Here is a 16,383-nt window from a genome sequence, read left to right as displayed (position 1 = left end):
TAGATCTCCGCCTTGAACTTCGTATGCGGCGTGATCGTCTTGGGCTTCGAGAGCACCATCCCCCGCTCCACATCCTCTTTCTTGGTCCCCCGCAACAGCACCCCGATGTTGTCGCCCGCCTGCCCCTCATCGAGCACCTTGCGGAACATCTCCACACCCGTCACGACCGTGCTCTGCGTGGCCCGCAACCCCACGATCTCGATCTCATCGCCCACCTTCACGATGCCCCGCTCACAGCGCCCCGTCACCACCGTCCCGCGGCCGCTGATGGTAAACACGTCTTCGATCGGCATGAGGAACGGCTTGTCGATCGGCCGCTGCGGCGTCGGAATGTACGTGTCCACCGCCTCCAACAGCTTCATGATGCTGGGCACCCCCAGCGGGCCGCCATCGCCTTCCATCGCCTTCAAGGCGCTGCCCTGAATGATCGGCGTCTTGTCTCCCGGGAACCCGTACTTCGTCAGCAGCTCCCGCACTTCCAGCTCCACCAGCTCCAACAGCTCTTTGTCGTCCACCTTGTCGGCCTTATTCAAGAACACCACGATGTACGGCACCCCGACTTGCCGCGCCAGGAGAATATGCTCCCGGGTCTGCGGCATGGGGCCGTCGGCCGCACTCACCACTAAAATCGCCCCGTCCATCTGCGCCGCCCCGGTGATCATGTTCTTCACGTAGTCGGCGTGGCCCGGACAATCGACGTGCGCATAATGCCGGTGGTCCGTCTCATACTCAACGTGGCTGATGGCGATGGTCATGATCTTCGTCGCATCCCGCCGCCCCTGGCTCTCGCTCGCCTTCGCCACCTCGTCATAGCTCACGAACTTCGCCATCCCCTTGTCCGCACACACTTTCGTCAACGCCGCCGTCAACGTCGTCTTCCCGTGGTCCACGTGCCCGATCGTCCCAATGTTCACGTGCGGCTTCTTCCGCTCATACTTCGCCTTCGCCATACCCTACTCCCTCCCCTGATTCACGAACCGCTATTTCTTGATGATGGCTTCCGCAATGTTCTTTGGCACCTGCTCGTACCGGTCAAACTCCATACTGTACGTTGCTCGTCCCTGCGTCCGAGATCGCAGGTCCGTCGCATAGCCGAACATTTCCATCAAAGGGACTGCGGCTTCAATTGCCTGAGCACCGGCCCGGACCTTCATGCCCTGCACCTTACCCCGCCTCCCGTTCAAGTTGCCGATAACGTCTCCCATAAACTCCTGCGGAACCAAAACTTCAACCTTCATGATCGGTTCGAGCAAGACCGGATCGGCCTTTTTGCAGGCATCGGCAAAGCCCATCGAGGCGGCAATCTTAAATGCCATTTCATTCGAATCGACATCGTGATAGGAACCGTCGATTACCGTGACCTTTACGTCTCGCAAAGGATACCCGGCAACGACTCCCGTCTCCATCCGCTCACGAACGCCTTTTTCAATGGCGGGGATATACTCTTTTGGAATCGCCCCCCCCACGATCTTGTTGACAAACTCCAACCCCTTGCCCGACTCGGATGGTTCGACCGTCAAGACGACATGACCATATTGTCCGCGACCGCCGGTTTGTTTGATGTATTTGGACTCGGCTTCAGCCTTTCGCCTGATCGTTTCCCTGAATGCCACTTCAGGCTTTCCGACGTTCGCCTCGACTTTGAATTCGCGCAACATTCGATCAACGATGATTTCGAGGTGCAACTCCCCCATGCCGGCAATGATCGTTTGAGCGGTTTCCTCATCGGTCCGCACCCGGAATGACGGATCCTCCTGCGCCAGCTTTTGGAGTGCAAACCCCATCTTTTCTTGATCTTGCTTGGTCTTCGGCTCGATCGCCATCGCGATGACTGGTTCAGGAAACTTCATGATTTCCAGCAGCACCGGCTGCTTCTCATCCGCCAACGTGTCTCCGGTAGTGGCCCCCTTGAGGCCCACGGCCGCGACGATATCCCCGGCATATACCTCGTCGATTTCCTCTCTCTTATTGGCGTGCATTTTCAAGAGACGCCCGATCCGATCCTTACTCCCTTTCGTCACGTTCAAAACCGGTGTGCCGGTCTTCAGCGTCCCGGAATAGACCCGAAAATACGTCAATTGACCCGCAAATGGATCGGACATGATCTTGAATGCCAAGGCCGCAAATGGTTCGCCATCGTCTGATTTTCGCTCCACTTCCTTCCCGCTGTTTGGATCCACTCCTTTCACCGGAGGAATATCGAGCGGGGAGGGCAGATAGTCGACGATACCATCCAACAACTGCTGCACACCCTTGTTCTTGAAGGCCGATCCACAGAGCACGGGAGTGATTTTCATCGCAATGGTTCCGGCCCTGATCGCACGCATGACCTCTTCTTCCGTCAACGGATGGCCGTTCAAATACTTTTCCATGACCTGATCATCGAATTCCGCTACGGCGTCCAGCATTTTCTCTCGGTATTCTTTGGCCTGAGCGAGGAGTTCACTGGGAATTTCATCGATCTTGTACTTGGCGCCCAACGTCTCATCGTCGTAAAAGAACCCCTTCATCCTCACAAGATCGATCGACCCCCTGAATTCAGCCTCACGTCCGATCGGGATCTGAATAGGGACGGGCCTCGCTCCGAGCCGGTCAATGATCGACTGGACACTGCCGTAAAAATCAGCCCCAATCCGATCCATCTTATTCATGAAAGCAATACGAGGGACTTGATACTTATCAGCCTGACGCCACACCGTCTCAGATTGAGGCTCAACACCCTGAACGGAATCAAATGCCGCAACTGCGCCATCGAGCACCCGCAGTGAACGCTCTACCTCGATCGTAAAATCCACATGGCCCGGCGTATCAATAATATTGATGCGGTGGTCGCGCCAAAAACAGGTGGTTGCGGCAGCGGTAATCGTGATACCTCGCTCTCGCTCCTGCTCCATCCAGTCCATCGTGGCGGCACCCTCATGAACCTCGCCCAGCTTATGCGTCATACCCGTATAGTAGAGGATCCGCTCGGTGGTCGTAGTCTTACCGGCATCGATATGAGCCATGATACCGATGTTTCGCGTGCGTTCTAATGATGTCTGACGAGCCACTTCAACCCCTTTAAAAACACTTGTGCTGCAGATCAAGCCGCATCACACTGCTGCGACACAGGAGCACCGGAATCTGCAGATCGCAGCACGGCTCAACTGCAGCACAGATGACGTTACCAGCGATAATGAGCGAACGCTTTATTGGCTTCCGCCATCCGATGCACGTCTTCCCGCTTTTTAACCGCAGCCCCCGTGTTGTTCGACGCATCCAATAACTCGGCTGCGAGCTTTTCGCGCATGCTCTTGCCGCCGCGCGTACGGGCAGACTGCGATAACCAACGAAGCGCCAACGATACTCGACGTGTCGGTCTAATTTCGACCGGAACTTGATAGGATGCACCCCCCACCCGGCGAGACTTGACTTCAACGATCGGCTTCACATTATCTACAGCTGCCTTGAAAATTTTCAGCGGGTCGCTGCCGGTCTTCTCCTGAATATGATCAAACGCCCCGTAACATATACGTTCCGTCGTACTCTTTTTTCCATTGCTCATAAGCATGTTAATAAACTTCCCGACCAACTTATCTCGATACCGCACGTCAGGAAGCACTTCTCGCTGACCCAAAAACCTACTGCGTGGCATATGAACCTATCCCATCAATGTGATGATCGTTCAGACTCTTGCAATCTACTTAGGCCGCTTCGCTCCATACTTCGAACGACTCTGTTTTCGATCGGCTACTCCAACCGCATCCAATGCCCCGCGGACCAGATGATACCGCACGCCAGGCAAATCTTTGACGCGACCCCCACGCACAAGCACGATCGAATGCTCCTGAAGATTGTGCCCCACGCCGGGTATATACGTTGTTACCTCCATACCGTTCGTGAGACGCACACGCGCAACTTTCCGCAACGCCGAGTTCGGTTTCTTGGGTGTCGTCGTATAGACCCGTAGGCACACCCCTCTCTTCTGCGGACATGACTTCAGAGCAGGACTCTTTGTCTTCGCCTTCACAAAGACCCGCCCTTTTCGAACCAGCTGATTGATCGTCGGCATCGCGTTCAGACCCTTTCAATGAAACGAGCACTAACCGTCACGTGCAAAGCCGCAGGATTATAGTGACGTAACTGATCACTGTCAAGTATCCAGAATTCCATTGTTTGCTACGACCGAGCGGCTTCTCCGGAAACCGCCGGAACGGCCACATCCGATGACACAGCCGGCGTAACACCGACGGAAGTCGCCTCCGGTTTTTCACTGATCACGAACGTATCACGGTATTCCTCAAACCCTGCACCAGCCGGAATCAACCGACCGACAATGACGTTCTCTTTCAAGCCCAACAAATTATCCTCGCGCCCGTTAATCGCCGCCTCCGTGAGGACGCGCGTGGTTTCTTGGAACGACGCGGCGGAAATGAAGCTGTCCGTCGTGAGGGCGGCCTTGGTGATCCCGAGCAGGACTGGCTTGCCCAACGCCGGCTTCCCATCCTTGGCGAGCACCCGTTCATTTTCCTTCTCGAACACGCTCTTACTGACTTGACTGCCCGGTAAAAATTGCGTGTCCCCCGGATCTTCGACCCGCACCTTGCGCAACATTTGTCGCACGATGATTTCAATGTGCTTGTCGTTGATGGACACGCCTTGCAACCGATACACGTCTTGCACCTCATCGACGAGGTACTTCTGCAATTCGTTCGGACCCAGCACATCGAGAATGTCGTGCGGATTCGCAGATCCGTCCATCAACGGCTCTCCAGCCCGCACCCAGTCGCCTTCGTGGACATTGACGTGCTTACCCTTCGGAATGAAGTACTCCTTCACATCGCCCATTTTATTATCGACCAGCACTTTGCGTTGGCCCTTGACGAAACCACCGTAGGAGACTTCCCCGTCGATCTCGGTGATGACCGCTTGCTCTTTCGGCTTCCTTGCTTCGAACAGCTCCACCACTCGTGGAAGACCTCCCGTGATATCCTTGGTTTTCGTCGTCTCACGGGGAATCTTTGCCAAGACATCGCCCGGATAGACCGTGGCCCCTTTTTCGACGAAGATATGCGCCCCGACCGGCAACAAGTACCTTGCCACGGCATTGGATCCACCGGGCACCTTGGCCGTCTTGCCGTTTTCATCTTTGATCGACACGCGCGGACGCAGCGTCTGACCTGTATGTTCAATGATGACCTTGCGCGACAAACCGGTTACTTCATCGAACTCGTCCTTCATCGTGACGCCTTCGACGATATCCCCGTAAGCCACCCTCCCGCCGACCTCCGTCAAGATGGTCAGGGAGTACGGATCCCATTCCACCAATTTTTGGCCGACGACCACCGGATCGCCGTCCTTGATCTTGATCTTGGCCCCATACACGACGGGGTACTTTTCACGTTCTCGGCCACTGTCGTCGACGATCGCAATCTTCGTATTGCGATTCATCACGACCCATTCCCCTTCTTTATTCCGCACCGCGATACCGGCATTGTGAACATCGGCGTTCTTTTTGGCGTCGAAACTCATGAACTTAATACGACCGGCATGTTTGGCTTCAAGCACCGTTTGCTCCACGACCTTGCTGGCCGTCCCGCCGATATGAAACGTCCGCATCGTCAACTGCGTGCCCGGTTCGCCGATGGACTGCGCCGCGATGACACCCACCGGTTCACCCTTCTCCACCAGTCGCCCTCGCGCCAAGTCTCGGCCGTAACAGGCCCGACAGACCCCACGCGGTGATTGGCAAGTCAGCACGGATCGAATCTTCACGCGGTCAACGCCGGCCTCAACGATCGACTTCGTTAAGTCTTCGTTGATTTCTTCATTCCAGGACACGATGATTTCCCCAGTGACGGGGTCACGAATATCCTCCGCCGCCAAACGACCGAGCACGCGCTCTTCCAGCGGCTGAATGATCTCCCCGCCTTCGACGAGTGCGCTGACGATAATCCCGTCGCGCGTCCCGCAATCGATCTCGTTGATAATGACATCCTGAGCGATGTCGACCAATCGCCGAGTGAGATATCCCGAATTTGCTGTCTTCAACGCCGTATCGGCAAGACCCTTGCGGGCCCCGTGGGTCGAAATGAAATACTGCAACACCGTCAATCCCTCTCGGAAGTTGGCGGTGATCGGGGTCTCGATGATCTCTCCCGACGGTTTGGCCATCAGTCCGCGCATGCCGCCCAGCTGCCGAATCTGCTGCGAACTCCCTCGCGCCCCGGAGTCTGCCATCATGAAGATCGGGTTGAACGATTCGGCCTTCGCCGGATCGCCTCCGGCGCCGAGTTCCTTCATCATCTCATTGGCGACCTGTTCGGTGACGTGCGCCCAAATGTCGATCACCTTGTTGTATCGCTCGCCGTTCGTGATCAAGCCTTCCGAATACTGTTTCTCGATTTCGTTCACTTCGCGTTGCGCTTTCCCGATGAAGTCTTCTTTCTTACTCGGGATATGCATGTTGTCGATGCAGATCGACAAGCCGGCTCTTGTCGCATAGGTGAAACCGATGTCCTTGATCTTATCCAGAAACTCGACGGTGTCCCGATGACCAGTCTGTCGATACACGGCATCAATAAGCCTGGTCATCTCTTTTTTGGTCATGAGCTTGTTGGCATTCGCGAACGGCAGACCCGGAGGGAGAATTTCGGACAGCAAGACACGCCCCACGGTCGTCTGCACCAGCGCTCCGGCGAGACGCACCTTGATCCGCGCATGCTCTTCGACTTCCTTCGCGTCAAACGCAATCCGCACTTCCTCGGCAGATCCAAAGACTTTCCCCTCGCCTTTCGCGCCCACACGTTCTTTCGTCAGCCAATAACATCCCAACACCATGTCCTGCGATGGCACCGCAATCGGCTTGCCGTTCGCCGGCGAGAGAATGTTGTTGATGGACATCATGAGAACCCGTGCTTCAACCTGCGCTTCGACGGACAACGGAACATGCACCGCCATCTGATCGCCGTCGAAGTCGGCGTTGAAAGCCGCGCAGACCAGCGGGTGCAACCGGATCGCCTTGCCCTCGACCAATACGGGGTCGAATGCCTGGATGCCCAAACGATGGAGCGTGGGGGCTCGATTCAGCAATACCGGATGCTCTCGGATCACTTCATCAAGGACGTCCCAGACTTCAGGTCGTTCTTTTTCAACCAGCCGTTTGGCGCTCTTTATGGTCGTAGCCGCTCCTCTGGCTTCCAACTTGTGAAAGATAAACGGTTTGAATAGTTCCAGCGCCATTTTCTTCGGCAACCCGCACTGATGGAGGCGCAATTCCGGACCGACGACGATCACGGTACGGCCGGAATAATCGACGCGCTTTCCGAGCAGATTCTGCCGGAACCGTCCCTGCTTTCCCTTCAGCATGTCGCTCAACGATTTCAGCGGACGCTTGTTGGGCCCGCGAATCGCACGGCCGCGGCGACCGTTGTCGAAAAGGGCGTCCACGGCTTCCTGCAACATCCGCATCTCGTTCCTGATGATGACGCCGGGCGCCTTCAGTTCCATCAACCGTTTCAACCGATTATTGCGATTGATGACGCGACGGTAGAGATCGTTCAGGTCGGACGTGGCAAACCGCCCTCCATCGAGCGGAACCAGAGGACGCAGCTCCGGCGGCAGGACCGGAATGACATCCATGATCATCCACTCCGGTTTATTTCCGGACTTGCGGAACGCCTCCAGTACCTTTAAGCGCTTGGCGTACTTCTTTTTCATGGCCGCCGATGTCGACGCCTTTGCTTTTACTTGCAGGTCATCCCACAGCGCGTTGATGTCGATCTTCCTCAGTAGGTCGCGGATGGCTTCCGCGCCGATGCCAACCTTGAACCCGCTCGAGCCGAACTCGGAAACAAGAGTGCGCAGCTTATCTTCCGGCACCAACTCTTTTTCCGCCAGATCGGTTGAGCCGGGATCCACGCAGACGTAGCTTTCAAAATAGAGAATTTTCTCCAGTTGCTTCAGGCTCATATCGAGCAAGGTGCCGATCCGACTCGGGACACCTTTCAAAAACCAGATATGGGCGACGGGCGCAGCCAATTCGATATGCCCCATCCGCTCTCGACGGACCTTCGATTGAATCACCTCGACGCCGCATTTGTCGCATACGATGCCGCGATGCTTCATGCGCTTGTATTTACCGCAATTGCACTCCCAGTCCTTGGTCGGGCCGAAGATCTTCGCACAGAACAGCCCGTCCTTTTCCGGCTTGAAGGATCGATAGTTGATGGTTTCCGGTTTCTTGACTTCCCCGTACGACCAGGATCGGATTTTCTCCGGCGAGGCGATGCGAATCCGCATCGAATCGAACGACACCGAATCCCGTTGTTTTTCAAACAGTGTGTATACGCCTTCCAAGGTAGTGACCTCCTCTGATGCCGGCGTTCAGCCGGCACACAAGCGGTTAGTCTTGTGTCTTGACCAACTCTACATCGAGTCCCAAGCTCTGTAATTCCTTGACCAACACGTTGAACGACTCAGGCAACCCGGGTTCGAGGAACGGCTCACCTTTGACAATCGCTTCATACATGCGCGACCGACCCGGCACATCGTCGGACTTGACGGTAAGAAACTCTTGCAGCGTGGACGCCGCCCCATAGGCCTGCAACGCCCACACTTCCATCTCTCCCAATCGCTGGCCGCCGAACTGCGCCTTGCCGCCGAGCGGCTGCTGGGTCACGAGAGAATAGGGGCCGATAGACCGTGCGTGGATCTTGTCGTCCACCAGATGGTGGAGTTTCAGCACGTACATATACCCGACCGTGACCGGATTGCCGAAGGGCTCGCCCGTCTTGCCATCGATGAGTTGCGCTTGGCCGCTCACCGGCAGTTTCCCCTTTTTCAGCAAGTCCTTAATCTCTTTTTCCGCGGCGCCATCGAATACCGGGCTGGCCACTTTGATGCCCAAAGCCTTCGCCGCCCACCCCAGGTGGGTCTCCAGGATTTGCCCGACGTTCATACGAGACGGCACACCCAGAGGATTCAACACGATTTCCACCGGGGTCCCATCCGGCAGATAGGGCATGTCTTCTTCCGGCAAAACGCGAGATACGACTCCCTTATTGCCGTGTCGGCCGGCCATTTTGTCCCCGACCTGAATTTTGCGCTTCATCGCGATATAGACCTTGACGAGCTTGATGACACCGGGAGGCAGCTCATCTCCACGCTTTAGGCGCCCCACTTTTTCATCGTAGAGCGTTTGGAGGATTTCGATCTGCTCTTTTGCCCGTCGCTCGACGTCTTCCAGCTCTTTTTGCTCATCGGGATCGCTCAGGATGATGTGCCGCACGGTGTCGTCCGGCAGTCGCCTGAGAATCTCCGCCGTCAGCTTCCCCTTTTTCTTCAAGATGACGTCGCCGCTCTCCGGGTCCATCAGATCGCGGCCCACCACCTTGCCGAGCAACAGCTTGCGGATCTTCTTCGTCTTTTCTTCGTCGATGATCCGCAGCTCTTCGTGGTGATCCCGCTGCAACTTCATCTGATCGTCGGTCTCGATGCTCTTCGAGCGCTCGTCCTTGTCAAGTCCTTTTCGGGAGAAAATTTTGACGTCGACCACAATGCCTTCCACTCCCGGAGGCACGGTCAACGAGGTATCCTTCACGTCACCGGCCTTTTCACCGAAGATCGCACGGAGCAGTTTTTCTTCCGGCGTTAGCTGGGTTTCACCTTTCGGTGTCACCTTCCCCACCAAAATATCGCCCGGCTTCACTTCGGCGCCGATACGTATGATCCCGCTTTCATCCAAATTTCTCAGCGCTTCTTCACCGACATTGGGGATATCCCGCGTGACATCTTCCTTCCCCAACTTGGTATCACGGGCTTCGACTTCAAACTCCTCGATATGGATCGACGTGAACGCATCTTCCCGCACCAATTTTTCACTGAGCAAGATGGCGTCCTCGAAGTTGTATCCGCCCCAGGGCATGAACGCCACAAGGACGTTCTTGCCCAGCGCCAGCTCCCCATGGTCAATCGCCGGTCCGTCTCCAAGCACCTGCCCCTTCTTGACGGGCTGGCCGATTCGAACCACCGGCGTCTGGGTAATGCAGGTGTTTTGATTCGACCGTTGGAACTTGATGAGGTCATAGACGTCCAGTCCGGAATCTTTCCCCTTCTTGCCGTCCTTCGAATCCGCCCTCACCACGATGCGTGTCGCATCGACACTCTCTACCACGCCGGCTCGGCGGGCCTGGATGACGTACCCGGAATCCCGGGCAACCACCGCCTCCATCCCAGTCCCGACCAACGGCGATTCCGAGGTTATCAGAGGAACCGCCTGGCGCTGCATGTTGGACCCCATCAAGGCACGGTTGGCGTCGTCATGCTCCAAAAACGGCACGAGCGCGGTCGCGACGCTCACCACTTGTTTCGGCGACACGTCCATGTACTCGATCTTATCCGGAGTCGCCAGGACGAAATCTCCACCGTGACGGCAAGAGACGGTTTCCGAAACCAGTCTTCCCGAGGCATCCACTTTGGAGTTGGCTTGGGCGATGATGTATTTGTCGCCCTCGATCGCCGACAGAAACTCGATCTCATCGGTCACTCGTCCCTTGACGACTTTACGGTACGGTGCTTCGATGAACCCAAACTGGTTGATTCGTGCATAGGTGGCCAGCGATGTGATCAAGCCGATATTGGGGCCTTCCGGCGTCTCGATCGGGCAAATACGACTGTAGTGGGACGGATGCACGTCTCGAACTTCGAACCCGGCCCGCTCTCTCGTAAGCCCGCCCGGTCCAAGGGCCGACAGACGTCGTTTATGCGTGATTTCCGCCAGCGGGTTGGTCTGATCCATGAATTGCGACAGCTGACTGCTGCTGAAAAATTCCTTGACGGCCGCCACGACGGGCTTGGCATTGATCAAGTCATGCGGCAGGACGGTCTCCATATCGAGGAGATTCATGCGCTCCTTGATGCTTCGCTCCATCCTCACCAAGCCCAGCCGGAACTGATTCTCCAGGAGCTCACCGACGGATCGCACGCGTCGATTCCCCAAGTGATCGATGTCGTCGATTTCCCCTTTGCCGATCTTCAGATTGACGAGGTAACGGATGACTTCGACGATGTCCTGAGCGGTCAGAGTCCGCTGCTCAAGAGGCAAGTCCAGTCCAAGTTTCTTATTGAGCTTCAGTCGGCCGACCGGAGATAAATCATAACGTTTGGAATTCAGAAACAGATTGTCGAACAACGCCCGAGCCGTATCGACGGAGGGCGTTTCACCCGGACGAAGGCGACGGTAGATTTCCACCATCGCTTCCTCCTTCGACCCGATTTTCTCCATCTCCAAGGTATCGAGAATCACGGGCGTCGCGGTCGCCATATCGAGATAAATGACCTTGAATTCTTCCACATCGCTTTCGGCGATCTGCTCCACAATCTCGGCGGTCAACCGCTGATTCTTTTCCGCCAACTTGTTCTTCTTGGAGTCAACCAATTCCGTGAGAATGGCGCGTCCGACCAATTCCGACGGTTGCAAGGGGATCTCTTTCACGCCGGATGCCTTCAGCTTGGCGATCAGGCCTTTGGTCAATCTGGCGCCCTCTCGCACCAACGGTTCCTTGCCTCCCTTGTCCATCACCTCGGTGGAACATCGAAGTCCGTGGTGGATTTCAGGATCCAACTTGCGGAACATCTTGCCCTTCGACACGCGAATTTCCTCGACCGGGTAATACATCTTGAGCAAGTCGTCGCTCGAGAAACCAAAGGCTTTCAGGAGAATGGTGGCCGGCATTTTCCGGCGGCGATCGATCCGCACATAGAGAATATCCCTGGCATCGAACTCAAAATCGAGCCAAGAGCCTCGATAGGGAATAATCCGGGCCGAGTACAACACCTTGCCGCTCGCATGGGTCCGACCCTTGTCATGGGTAAAGGACGCGCCCGGTGATCGGTGAAGCTGACTGACGACGACGCGCTCGGTCCCGTTGATGATAAAGGTCCCCCGCTCGGTCATGAGCGGCAATTCACCGACGTAGACTTCCTGTTCGCGCACATCGAGCACTTTCTTGCGAGGCCCCTTGTCCTCCTTGTCGAGCACCACCAGGCGAACGCGCAGCTTCAACGGAACCGCGAAGGTCATCCCCTGTTCGAGACATTCGCGCTCGTCGTACTTCGGAGCCCCTAAGGTGTAACTGGAAAACTCGAGCACGGCCGTGTTGTTATAGTCGGGAATCGGGAACACGCTGGCCAACGCCGCCTGCAGCCCATGATCCTTTCGACGCTCCGGCTCCACCTCGAACTGCAAGAACTCTTCATAGGAGCGCTTTTGGATTTCGATCAGATCCGGAATATCGATGTTGGTTCGAATGCGGGAAAAATCTTTCCGCTCCACGAACTCTTGCAGAGTCGTTTCGGACATGCCTACTCCTCCACACTGGTTGGCGGTGAACAGCAATCACCACTCACGACAAATCCCGAGGCACCAGATTACACCTCGGTTGTCAGTGAGCCCAAAAGCACTTTAATGATGAAGTCGCTTCCTTACTTGACTTCGACTTTCGCACCGCTTTCTTCCAGCTTCTTCTTCATCGTATCAGCTTCTTCCTTGGCTACCCCAGTCTTGACCGGCTTCGGCGCACCCTCCACGAGATCCTTGGCTTCCTTCAGACCCAGGCTCGTAAGCTCACGCACCACCTTAATGATCTGAATTTTCTTGTCGGCCGGTGCCGACGCGAGAATGACGTCGAACGCCGTCTTCTCTTCAGCAGGAGCGGCTGCGCCGCCACCCGCCGCCGGAGCCGCCGCCACCGCGACCGGCGCCGCCGCCGTCACGCCGAACCGCGTCTCAAGCCCCTTCACCAGTTCAGCCAAATCGAGCACGCTCATGCTCTCGATCGCCTTGATCAATTCCTCCTGTGACAACTTTCCTTCCGTCGCTGGCATGTCCCCTTCTCCTTTCCGTTTATCCTGAATGGCCGCAATGACTCGCACAAACTTCGACAACACCGCGTTCAATGTATACACGACACCACGAATCGGCCCTTGCATGGCCGACAGCAACATGGCAACAAGCACTTCCTTCTTCGGCAGCTTCGCAACGGCGGCCAGTTCCGCCGGCTGGAGGATTTTGCCTTCCAACACCCCGGCGGTCATCCGAATCTTCTCTTCGCGTTTCTCAGCGCCGATGAAGTCCTTCAGCACCTTGGTCGGCAACACCGGATCATCGTAGCCGATGACCACTCCGGTCGGACCCTTGAGATGCGCCTTAAGTCCGGCCAAGGTCGTCCCCTCTGCGGCGCGAGCCGCGAGCGTATTCTTCACGATCCGATACTCCGCCTTTGCTCCACGGAGTTGTTTGCGCAACTCGGTGACCTCGTTGACCGGAAGGCCGACGCATTCGGTCAAGATCGCCAGCCGCGCGCGACCGAATTTTTCAGTCAACTCCGCCACTGCCGTAACCTTCTCTTCCTTCTTCATCGCTCCCTCTTTCGTCGTTAGTCGTTATCGTTATTGTTAACCGTTTCGACGATTCACGATTAACGATTGACGCTGAACGGCCCTAGCTCCACTGCTTTGTCAGCGCAACGGTATCCAGTTTTACGCCGGGCCCCATCGTGCTCGAAATCGTAGCACTCTTGAGATACCGCCCCTTGCACGAGGCCGGCTTCGCCTTGATGACGGATTCGATTATGGCCGAGGCATTGTCGTACAGCTTGGCAGGATCAAAAGACACCTTTCCAACCGGCACGTGCACAATGCCCGCCTTCTCAACCTTGAATTCCACCCGTCCCTTTCGGATATCGGCAACCGCCTTTCCCACCTCGAAGGTCACGGTGCCGGTCTTCGGATTCGGCATGAGCCCTCGAGGGCCGAGCACTTTCCCGAGCTTTCCTACGGAAGCCATCAAGTCCGGCGTGGAAATGGCGCAGTCAAAATCCATCCATCCACCCTTGATTTTTTCCATCAAGTCGTCGGCTCCGACATAGTCGGCTCCCGCCTGCCTCGCCTCCTGCTCTTTTTCACCCTTCGCAAATACCAAGACGCGGACCTTTTTCCCCGTCCCGTGCGGAAGCGAAGCCGTCCCTCGAACCAATTGATCCGATCGCTTCGGATCGATGCCAAGCCTGAGCGCAAGATCGACCGATTCGTCGAATTTCGCATAGGCCGATCGTTTCACGGTGTCTACGGCCTCACGCAATCCATAGACACGCGGCTCGACGTTCGTGACCGCCGCATTCATTTTCTTTCCCATAACCAAACGCTCCTTCAATCCCGAAATTAGCCTTGAATGACGATGCCCATGCTACGAGCGGTCCCTTCGATGATTTTGGCTGCCCCGTCCACGTCGGCCGCGTTGAGATCCCCCATTTTCTTGCGGGCGATGTCGTTCAACTGCTGCCTGGTGATCTTTCCGACTTTATCCTTCTGTGGAACACCGGACCCCTTGATGATCCCGGCGGCCTTCTTCAGGAGATCAGAGGCCGGAGGGGTCTTCATGATGAAACTGAAGGTACGGTCCTTGTAGACTGTAATGATGACCGGAATGATACTGTCCCCTTCTTTTTGAGTCCTGGCATTAAACTGCTTGCAAAACTCCATGATGTTGACCCCGTGCTGACCCAGCGAGGGGCCGACAGGAGGAGCCGGATTGGCCTTGCCGGCCGGAATTTGCAATTTAATCTGCGCTGAAACTTCTTTCGCCATTTCTGTCTCCTTAGCAGTCAGCGATCAGCTGTCAGCTGGAAGCTGAAGACTGCCGGCTAATAGCTTTTTCTAAATTCGTTCTACCTGCAAGAACCCCAATTCCACCGGAGTCGAGCGGCCGAAGATGCTCACCATCACCTTCAATCGGCTATGGTCTTGATCGACTTCATCGACCACCCCGTTGAACCCCAGGAAGGGACCATCGATGATACGAACGTTGTCGCTTTTAATGAATTTGACCTGCTCTCGAGGCTCGGCTTGGCCCGCATCGACCTGCTTGAGCAAGGATTCCACTTCCTCATTGGTCAAGGGCGTCGGTACCGTCCCTCCGCCGACAAACCCCGTCACTTTCGGCGTCTCCTTGATCATCTGCAAGGTCTCGTCTCCCAACGGGGACTCCAACTCCACGAGGACATAGCCCGGAAAGAACTTTCGCCGAGAAGTCCGTCGCTTCCCGTCCTTAATTTCAATCACGTCCTCGGTCGGAACGAGCACCTGCCCGACCTTTTCAACCAGCCCCATTTGATTTGCACGCTCCATGAGGCTGGTCTTCACTCGTCCCTCAAAACCCGCGTACGTATGGATGACGTACCAGTTCTTTGTCATGCACCACCCTCAGGCCTTCAATGAATTACCGTTGGATTCCCCTTACCTTGTCCCCGGCAGGCTTAAATGAATTTGCCGACCAACCATGAAAGGAATGAGTCAATGACGGACAAGTACAGCGACATCAAGATACAAAACACGATCACCACCGTTGTCGAACCGATCGTTTCCGCACGCGTGGGAAAGGACACTTTTTTCAACTCCGCCCGCACGTCCGTCACGAACAGTCGAATCGAATCTGTCATACGCTTAAACATCAGTGGCTCTGCCTTCCAGTGCTCAACCGTGATAAATTTTCAGTGATTGCCAAGCTGAAACTCATACACATTACGTTTACTTCGCTGTTGCCCGAAACCCACAACCCCGGAGAGGCTTTATCCATCCATCTAAGAGGCTTCCGACTCATGGGCTCCCGGCACAAGCAAAGTCCCTCCCTTACACCGGCCCCAGCCCTTACCCGCCTGTCAGAGAACAGATGACCACCGGCCGTTCGAGCAAGCTCGGGGGTGGCAGGGGCACTAGGATTTGAACCCAGACTCTCGGTTTTGGAGACCGATGTGCTGCCATTAACACCATGCCCCTCCTCTTTTTTCCGTGTTGAGTAACGAGTGCTGAGGACTGAGCTTCGCGTGCCGCTCCCAATACTCAACACTCATATCTCAGCACTCAGCGCTTACTTCACTTCCTTATGAGGCGTATGCTTTCGGCAGAACTTACAGAATTTGTTTCGCTCCAACCGATCCGGATCGTTTTTCTTGTTCTTCATGGACGAGTAATTCCGCTGCTTACACGTCGTGCAGGCCAAATCAATAATTTCTCGCATCGCAATCGCTCCTTAGCTGTCAGCTGACAGCTCTCAGCTTTAAGCTAAGATTTCCGTGACGACGCCGGAGCCGACGGTCTTGCCGCCCTCGCGCACGGCAAACCGCAACCCCTGATCCATCGCGATCGGACTGATCAACTCCGCCGTCACACTCACGTTGTCCCCCGGCATCACCATCTCCACCCCCGGATTCAGCTGCACGATGCCCGTCACGTCGGTCGTCCGGAAGTAGAACTGCGGCCGATACCCGTTGAAGAACGGCGTGTGCCGTCCCCCTTCTTCCTTCGTCAACACGTAGATCTCCGCCTTGAACTTCGTATGCGGCGTGA

At 56.0% G+C, this 16,383-nt stretch carries 12 protein-coding genes, 1 tRNA gene and 1 pseudogene; all 14 read right to left on the bottom strand.

From position 1 onward, the window contains the following. Positions 1–950: elongation factor Tu (gene tuf / locus A4E19_18135; protein OQW34569.1), on the bottom strand; the 950-nt coding region annotated here is incomplete at its 3' end. Between the two features lie 30 nt (positions 951–980). Then, on the bottom strand, positions 981–3,050 hold the full coding sequence (gene fusA / locus A4E19_18130; protein ID OQW34568.1) for an elongation factor G: 2,070 nt from the start codon (positions 3,048–3,050) through the stop codon (positions 981–983). Between the two features lie 113 nt (positions 3,051–3,163). Continuing rightward, positions 3,164–3,634, bottom strand: a complete 471-nt coding sequence (locus A4E19_18125; protein ID OQW34567.1) for a 30S ribosomal protein S7 — start codon at positions 3,632–3,634, stop codon at positions 3,164–3,166. A gap of 45 nt (positions 3,635–3,679) precedes the next feature. After that, positions 3,680–4,051, bottom strand: coding sequence for a 30S ribosomal protein S12 (locus A4E19_18120; protein OQW34566.1), 372 nt, complete (start codon positions 4,049–4,051; stop codon positions 3,680–3,682). A 107-nt stretch (positions 4,052–4,158) separates the two neighbouring features. Next, a complete protein-coding gene (locus tag A4E19_18115) occupies positions 4,159–8,337 on the bottom strand; it encodes a DNA-directed RNA polymerase subunit beta' (protein OQW34565.1) in 4,179 nt (1,392 codons plus the stop codon). 46 nt (positions 8,338–8,383) lie between these two features. Continuing rightward, on the bottom strand, positions 8,384–12,340 hold the full coding sequence (locus tag A4E19_18110) for a DNA-directed RNA polymerase subunit beta (protein ID OQW34564.1): 3,957 nt from the start codon (positions 12,338–12,340) through the stop codon (positions 8,384–8,386). Positions 12,341–12,462: 122 nt separating this feature from the next. Next, entirely contained in the window at positions 12,463–12,843 is a 381-nt protein-coding gene (rplL, locus tag A4E19_18105; protein OQW34570.1) for a 50S ribosomal protein L7/L12, read from the bottom strand. Between the two features lie 637 nt (positions 12,844–13,480). Further along, positions 13,481–14,173, bottom strand: a complete 693-nt coding sequence (locus tag A4E19_18100) for a 50S ribosomal protein L1 (protein ID OQW34563.1) — start codon at positions 14,171–14,173, stop codon at positions 13,481–13,483. A gap of 26 nt (positions 14,174–14,199) precedes the next feature. Further along, positions 14,200–14,625 (bottom strand): 50S ribosomal protein L11, encoded by a 426-nt coding sequence (locus tag A4E19_18095; protein OQW34562.1) that lies wholly within the window; start codon positions 14,623–14,625, stop codon positions 14,200–14,202. Positions 14,626–14,694: 69 nt separating this feature from the next. Continuing rightward, complete coding sequence (locus tag A4E19_18090) at positions 14,695–15,231, bottom strand: transcription termination/antitermination protein NusG (protein OQW34561.1); 537 nt, start codon at positions 15,229–15,231, stop codon at positions 14,695–14,697. 62 nt (positions 15,232–15,293) lie between these two features. Further along, positions 15,294–15,488, bottom strand: coding sequence for a protein secE (locus A4E19_18085; GenBank protein ID OQW34560.1), 195 nt, complete (start codon positions 15,486–15,488; stop codon positions 15,294–15,296). A 250-nt stretch (positions 15,489–15,738) separates the two neighbouring features. Beyond that, a tRNA-Trp gene (locus tag A4E19_18080) sits at positions 15,739–15,813 on the bottom strand. Positions 15,814–15,904: 91 nt separating this feature from the next. Next, positions 15,905–16,054, bottom strand: a complete 150-nt coding sequence (gene rpmG, locus A4E19_18075; protein ID OQW34559.1) for a 50S ribosomal protein L33 — start codon at positions 16,052–16,054, stop codon at positions 15,905–15,907. Between the two features lie 39 nt (positions 16,055–16,093). Next, positions 16,094–16,383, bottom strand: a pseudogene (gene tuf, locus A4E19_18070) (elongation factor Tu).

Source organism: Nitrospira sp. SG-bin1 (genome assembly GCA_002083365.1).
Lineage (GTDB): Bacteria > Nitrospirota > Nitrospiria > Nitrospirales > Nitrospiraceae > Nitrospira_D.
The sequence above is the reverse complement of the archived record's forward strand: the minus strand, read 5'-3'. Positions and strand labels throughout refer to the sequence as shown.

Bases quoted from the DNA above. Each gene is read 5' to 3' on its own strand.
- A4E19_18090 (OQW34561.1), bottom strand. From the start codon at position 15,231: ATGACAAAGAACTGGTACGTCATCCATACGTACGCGGGTTTTGAGGGA.
- A4E19_18125 (OQW34567.1), bottom strand. From the start codon at position 3,634: ATGCCACGCAGTAGGTTTTTGGGTCAGCGAGAAGTGCTTCCTGACGTG.
- rpmG (OQW34559.1), bottom strand. From the start codon at position 16,054: ATGCGAGAAATTATTGATTTGGCCTGCACGACGTGTAAGCAGCGGAAT.
- A4E19_18110 (OQW34564.1), bottom strand. From the start codon at position 12,340: ATGTCCGAAACGACTCTGCAAGAGTTCGTGGAGCGGAAAGATTTTTCC.
- A4E19_18120 (OQW34566.1), bottom strand. From the start codon at position 4,051: ATGCCGACGATCAATCAGCTGGTTCGAAAAGGGCGGGTCTTTGTGAAG.
- A4E19_18095 (OQW34562.1), bottom strand. From the start codon at position 14,625: ATGGCGAAAGAAGTTTCAGCGCAGATTAAATTGCAAATTCCGGCCGGC.
- A4E19_18085 (OQW34560.1), bottom strand. From the start codon at position 15,488: ATGTTTAAGCGTATGACAGATTCGATTCGACTGTTCGTGACGGACGTG.
- A4E19_18100 (OQW34563.1), bottom strand. From the start codon at position 14,173: ATGGGAAAGAAAATGAATGCGGCGGTCACGAACGTCGAGCCGCGTGTC.